Source organism: Bacteroidota bacterium (assembly GCA_018831055.1).
Taxonomy (GTDB): domain Bacteria; phylum Bacteroidota; class Bacteroidia; order Bacteroidales; family B18-G4; genus M55B132.
This window is the reverse complement of record JAHJRE010000063.1, coordinates 1-6,300: the sequence shown is the minus strand read 5'-3', so window position 1 is coordinate 6,300 and position 6,300 is coordinate 1. Positions and strand designations below refer to the sequence as shown.

The 6,300-nt window shown below is 43.8% G+C and carries 5 protein-coding genes and 1 riboswitch; of the genes, 4 read left to right on the top strand and 1 reads right to left on the bottom strand.

Going from position 1 to position 6,300, the window contains the following annotated elements; genetic code table 11:
- The first annotated feature begins 298 nt into the window (after nt 1–298).
- Nucleotides 299–397: riboswitch (TPP riboswitch) on the top strand.
- Between the two features lie 51 nt (nt 398–448).
- From KKA81_03755 to KKA81_03740, 4 genes are read left to right on the top strand one after another with little or no spacing between them, the layout of a single operon-like run.
- Nucleotides 449–2,839 carry a TonB-dependent receptor gene (locus KKA81_03755; protein ID MBU2650027.1) on the top strand — a complete coding sequence of 797 codons (2,391 nt, stop codon included), beginning with the start codon at nt 449–451 and terminating at the stop codon, nt 2,837–2,839.
- A 51-nt stretch (nt 2,840–2,890) separates the two neighbouring features.
- The gene (locus KKA81_03750; protein MBU2650026.1) at nt 2,891–3,760 is read left to right on the top strand and encodes a hydroxymethylglutaryl-CoA lyase; all 870 of its coding nucleotides are present in this window, start codon (nt 2,891–2,893) and stop codon (nt 3,758–3,760) included.
- A gap of 4 nt (nt 3,761–3,764) precedes the next feature.
- The gene (gene smpB, locus KKA81_03745) at nt 3,765–4,214 is read left to right on the top strand and encodes an SsrA-binding protein SmpB (GenBank protein MBU2650025.1); all 450 of its coding nucleotides are present in this window, start codon (nt 3,765–3,767) and stop codon (nt 4,212–4,214) included.
- A 20-nt stretch (nt 4,215–4,234) separates the two neighbouring features.
- Nucleotides 4,235–4,768 carry a DUF255 domain-containing protein gene (locus KKA81_03740; GenBank protein ID MBU2650024.1) on the top strand — a complete coding sequence of 178 codons (534 nt, stop codon included), beginning with the start codon at nt 4,235–4,237 and terminating at the stop codon, nt 4,766–4,768.
- 9 nt (nt 4,769–4,777) lie between these two features.
- Here KKA81_03740 and KKA81_03735 read toward each other — a convergent pair.
- Nucleotides 4,778–6,300, bottom strand: a 1,523-nt coding sequence (locus tag KKA81_03735) for a penicillin-binding protein 1C (GenBank protein ID MBU2650023.1), incomplete at its 5' end; no start/stop codon positions are given.

Below are 6,300 nucleotides of genomic sequence, written 5' to 3'. Positions count from 1 at the left end.
GAGCGAAGTCGAGGGGAACAATGAACAATTTCCTGCCCCGAGCGAAGTCGAGGGGAACAATGAACAATTGCCTGGATAATGGAATTTTCGGTTGGTTTTAGGTTAGCGGTTAGGGATTATTTGTATTTCCTGGAAGAAAAATCGGAAGGTATTCTTTGTACCAGCGATTCTGTTATCATTGAAAGGGCTGGAATACAGATTTTTGATCTCGCAAGGCATTGTCTTGAACATCATTTTCAACCTGATTTCACAGATTTGCGCCTGATAATAGCCCAATAATTACTATCTTTGTATTATCATTCTCCAATGGGGGTGCCCTAAAGTTACGGGCTGAGATCATACCCATTGAACCTGATCCGGGTAATGCCGGCGAAGGGAACACAGATGCAACCTTCCGTTGCTATTATGCTCCCGTTTGAATTATTGTATAACCAAAACAAACGGAAAAATGAAGTTCTTTACATTAACAGCATTAACTGCATTGTTGCTGGTTTCAACAGTGCAGGGACAGTTTTCCCTATCCGGCAGGATAGTCGAGAAAGCTACGGGAAAGGTACTTCCGGGTGCCCATATCATCCTGGAAGGAACTTATCTTATCACAACCAGTGATGTCAATGGTGAATTTAATTTCAAAGATCTTTCGCAGAGAAATTACACTTTGAAAATCAGTTTCATTGGATTTCAAACTCATTCAGAACAGATTGAGTTGAAAGAAGATCTACGGATAGAGGTTGAGATGGAGAGAACCGCCATCATGCAGGATGAAGTTATTATCAGGGCCTCACGTCTGGGCAATGAGAATCCGGCATCAGGCACCCTTCTCGACAGGGAAGACATTCAGAGGCAAAATGACGGCAAAGATCTTCCCATGCTCCTAAGTCTTACACCTTCTCTAACCAGCACTTCCGATGCCGGAACCGGCATAGGTTACACCGCTTTGCGCTTAAGAGGATCGGATGCATCGAGGATCAATGTCACCTTAAACGGTATCCCATTGAACGATGCTGAATCGCAGTCTGTCTTTTGGGTAGACTTACCGGATCTGGCATCCTCGGTCGAAAACATCAGCATCCAGCGTGGTGTGGGAACCAGCAGCAATGGATCTTCAGCATTCGGTGGTAGTATTAACATCAAAACACGTGAGATGAAAGCCGAACCATATGCTTCCTATGATGGCTCAGCGGGTTCATTCCGTACATTCCGCAACACACTTTCATTTGGGACGGGTTTAATCAAAGGTCACTGGAGCATTGACGGCAGGTTATCCAAAATAACCTCCGACGGATATATTGACAGGGCTTTTTCCGACCTAAAATCCATATTCATATCTGCCGGATATTATGGAGAAAAAAGCATCCTGAAATTTAATCTGATTTCAGGAAAGGAAAAAACCTATCAATCATGGGCTGGAGTACCCAAAGACTCCCTGAAAACCAACCGGACCTATAATCCTTTTACTTATGAGAACCAGACGGATAATTATCAGCAGGATCATTACCAGACCTTTTTCTCACGGGAGCTACATCGGAACCTTTTGTTAAACATGGCACTTCACTATACTTGCGGAAGAGGTTATTATGAAGAATACCAGGATTTAAATGATCCTTATTCCGCAACTTCATTAAGCTATTATGGACTTGACACATTATTTATCGGAAGTGATACCATCAGCAAGACCGATCTCATCAGGCAGAAATGGCTAAGCAACGATTTTTATGGAGCCACAGCATCTCTTCATTACAAATCCGGGCGTTGGGACATCATCCTGGGAAGCTCCTGGAATACATATTCAGGAAGGGCTTACGGAGAGATTATATGGGCAAGGTTTGCCAGTGATGGGTTCAAGGGATACAGATGGTATGAAAACAACAGCAATAAAAGTGATTACAGTGTTTACCTCAAAGCGAAATTCAATGCCAATTCCCATATCGGGTTTTTCGGTGACCTTCAATACCGCTATATTGATTACCGGATAAAAGGCACGGAAGACGCCTTTGGAGAGGTTACCCAACAGCATTATTTCAGTTTCCTGAATCCCAGGGTGGGCATTGAACTGATGGCGGGCGAAAAACACACCAGTTTTCTGGCATTAGCCATGGCCAACCGGGAGCCCAGCAGGCAAAACTATATTGATGCAACAGCCGACGACAGACTTCCTGTCCATGAGACTTTATATGATCTTGAATTAGGACATGAATACCGCAGCAACAAGATTGTACTAACCGGAAATCTGTATTACATGCAATATCGCAATCAATTGGTAGCCACAGGAGAAATCGACAATGTAGGCTATCCCATCCTACGCAACGTCCCATCAAGTTATCGCGCCGGAATCGAGCTGGTTGCAGGATTAAAACCCGTTAAAGGTCTGCAATGGGATCTTAATGCGACACTGAGCCGAAACCGGATAAAAGATTTCAGTGAATCAGTGGATGATTATGATACCTGGGGTAAAATAATTATTGAACACGGTGAAACGGAGATTTCTTTCTCGCCCTCTCTGATCGCAGGAAGCATGATCACATGGGAACCTGTGAAAAATTTGCGGGCAAGACTATCATCGAAATATGTCGGAAGTCAGTACATCGACAATACAGCATCAAAAGAGAGAAGTCTGGATCCATATTTCATTAATAACTTCAAAATCAGTTATCATATAACAAAGGAATTATTTCAGGAAATAGGTATATCCTTTGAAATTCTCAATCTTTTCAACGAGGAATATGAGACCAACGCATGGGTATACCGGTATTATCAGGGGGGGCAATATTACACCAGTGACGGTTATTTTCCGCAGGCAGGCATACACTTTATGGCCGGATTATGGCTTAAGCTATAAAACATAGATAAATTACTGTATTTTTGCACAAATAACCGATCTTATTAACTGATGGTTGAAATAGTTGAAACTCCAAGAGATGCCATGCAGGGCATCCAACCCTTTATACCTACCCGGTCGAAAGCAGATTACATCAATGCCTTGCTAAAAGTGGGATTTGATATAATCGACTTTGGCAGTTTTGTATCACCAAAAGCGATTCCACAATTGCGGGATACGGCAAAGGTGCTTGAGATGCTTGACATCGACAATACGAAAACCAGGTTATTGGCCATCGTTGGCAATCAGCGGGGGGCAGAAGAGGCTGCAATATATGATAAGGTTACCTATTTGGGCTACCCCCATTCCACATCGGATATCTTTCTGCAAAAAAACATCAACTCTACGCTTGAAAAATCCCGAAAGACCGTTGAGGCACTAAAAAATATATGCTCGAAAAACGGAAAGATACTTTCGGTTTATTATTCCATGTGTTTTGGCAATCCTTATGGAGAAGAATGGAATCCGGAACAGTTATGGCAGGAAACTGAAATAATGCGACAAATGGGTGTAACCAGGATTGTATTATCCGACACGATTGGGGTGGCCACACCGGAAAGCATACGACATACATTTCGCCAACTTGTGCCTTCTTTCCCCGACATACAATTCGGATTGCACATTCACAGCACCATGCAGCAATGGTATGAAAAAATTGATGAAGCCTATAAAGGCGGCTGCAGAAGTTTTGAAGGTGTGCTGAATGGTTTGGGGGGATGCCCCATGGCTGGACATGAACTCGTTGGCAACCTGCGTACCGGTCTCTTATTGGAATATTTTGAAAAAAATGGCATTCCTGTAAAAATTGATAAAGAGGCTTTTGAGAATGCCATTACGAAATCCATTACTACCTTTGCACTGCTGAAGTTTAAAAAGTTCTGATAAAATGGCCGAAGCAATCCGGATACGCAATAAAAAAGCTTCTTTCCAATATTTTCTGGAAGAAAGGTTCGTTGCTGGTATACAACTCACAGGAACAGAGATAAAATCCATCCGGGCAGGGAAAGCCAGCCTTGCTGAAGCCTATTGTGCTTTCCGCAACAATGAGCTTTTCGTGGTGAACATGCATATAGCAGAATACGAGATGGGTAATATTTACAATCATGATCCGAAAAGGGAAAGGAAGCTTCTGCTTACAAGAAGGGAACTAAAAAAACTTCAGATAAAGATAAACGAACGCGGATATACCATCGTTCCGACGGTACTTTTCATAAACGAAAAAGGGCTGGCGAAGATGGAAATTGCCCTTGCCAAAGGAAAACAATTGTTTGACAAAAGGGAAGACATAAAAAAAAGAGATGTTTCGCGGGAAATTGACCGCAACAATCGGTGGTGACCAACTAATTCATGGAAAAAATGAGAAGAACATTTCCAATACTAATGCTCCTGGTAATTTTTTGTCTACCGGCAATATCCCAGGAAAACATCAAATGGTACACTTTTGAAGAAGCTATTATCTTGAACGCCAAGGCTCCCCGTCCTGTTTTTATTGATGTATACACGGATTGGTGCGGATGGTGTAAAAAGATGGATAAAGACACTTTCACCCATCCGGAGATCATCAGTCTGATGAACACAAAATACTATCCTGTAAAATTCAACGCAGAAACCAAAGACACGATTGATTTTAAAGGAGTTACATTTATCAATCCCAATCCAGGACAGGGTCGTTCTGCCCATCAATTGGCGGCAGCCTTATTACAAGGCAAGCTTTCTTACCCATCTACGGCCTTCATGAATGATAAGATGGAATTACTAACCATTGTTCCAGGATACATGAAGCCAGAGAACCTCGAACCCATTCTGCATTATTTCGGCAACGGAGAATACCTTAAAAAGGACTGGGATACCTTTTCCGCGGAATTTCAAAGTAAGATCACCGTAAAGTAAGTAAGTCAATTATTTGCCTCTTACCTCAAACGACGACGAAGCAGAGAATCCGTTCTGATCGTATACAGTAATCTGATGCTTTCCGGGTTGAGGGCTGCATTCGATTTGATGCAATCCTTGTGTTTGTCCAAGGTATTGATCATCCAGATGCCAAAAGACTTTTGCATTTACATCCCTGTGTGCCAGTTCAAAAACGGCTTTCCCCAAACTTCCGCCAAACTCGCGTGGGATAAGAATGTTGACCCCATTTCCCGGGTAGATGAACTCCATGGGTGCCAGGCCTGACTTTCTCAAACAATCAGGCCGGAAAGGAGGTAAGGGTTTATAAGCAGGATTTTTCATTCTGTAGTATTTGTCGGCGGCAGGAGGCAGCACAAACCAGGGTATTGGTTTAATCCTGGTTATCTCTTCACAATCCGCATGCACCCTGAATTTTCCTATCTCATCGAGGTGAATGATCTGGTGAAAAGGACAGGAGGGCAATTGCAACGAAGAGGCTATTACCCAGGCCGTGTCGGCCTCACCACAATAATCCCCTGCTCTGTAGCCGCTCAGTTTGCATACAGGCACACGTATCAGTTCATCATAGGGAGGATCAAACCACCGGCCTGAAGGAAGAAGGCGGAAGAGATCGAACATAATGGGAGCTGCAGAGGAAACGCCGCTCAATCCGGCCCTGCCTTCACCATCAGCATTACCCACCCATACGGCTACTACATGGTCGGGAGTGACACCAACTGCCCAGGCATCCCTGAACCCAAAGCTTGTTCCTGTTTTCCAGGCAATCTTACCGGATGATGAGAACTGCTCCCAATGTACTTCCTCATCCGGGCGATTCACTTTAAGCAGCGCCTCAAGCGTAAGCCATACAGAACCGGCAGATAACAATGGATTTGGGCTCATGTTGCCCTCAAAAGCAGCGTCCTGCAACAATGACGGGTCATTTTCCATCAGGTTAAGTTTTCGAAAATCCTCCAAAACATTATATTTTCCGCTTCTATCATAAAACTTTCTCAAGGTACGGGCCATCCCGGCATAAACACTGGCAAGGTCCCACAATGTGACCTCTGCACCGCCCAGGATGACAGACAATCCGTAATCATCAGCCGGCCGGTTGATGGTTGTAAAACCAAGATCCTGTAACAGATGACAAAAGCGGTCATGGCCAAAGTCCTGCAACATTCTCACGGCGGGAACATTAAGTGACCGGCTTAGCGCCATACTGGCGGGGACAACACCATCATACTGGTAATTAAAATTCTTCGGAGAAAATCCTCCCATCCATGTTGGAATGTCCTTTACCAGTGAATTGGGTAGTATAAGTCCATCATCAAGCATGGCAGCATAAAGAAATGGTTTTAGAATGCTTCCGCTGCTTCGCGGAGCGGTTATAACATCTACATAATTCTCATGAAGCGTTTCTCCCCCCGGGGAGGTATTGCCAACATAGGCGATCACATTGCCTGTTGTAACTTCCGCAACGATTGCAGCAGCATTATGTATCTGGTTAAGTTCCAGTATCCGGTGATGTG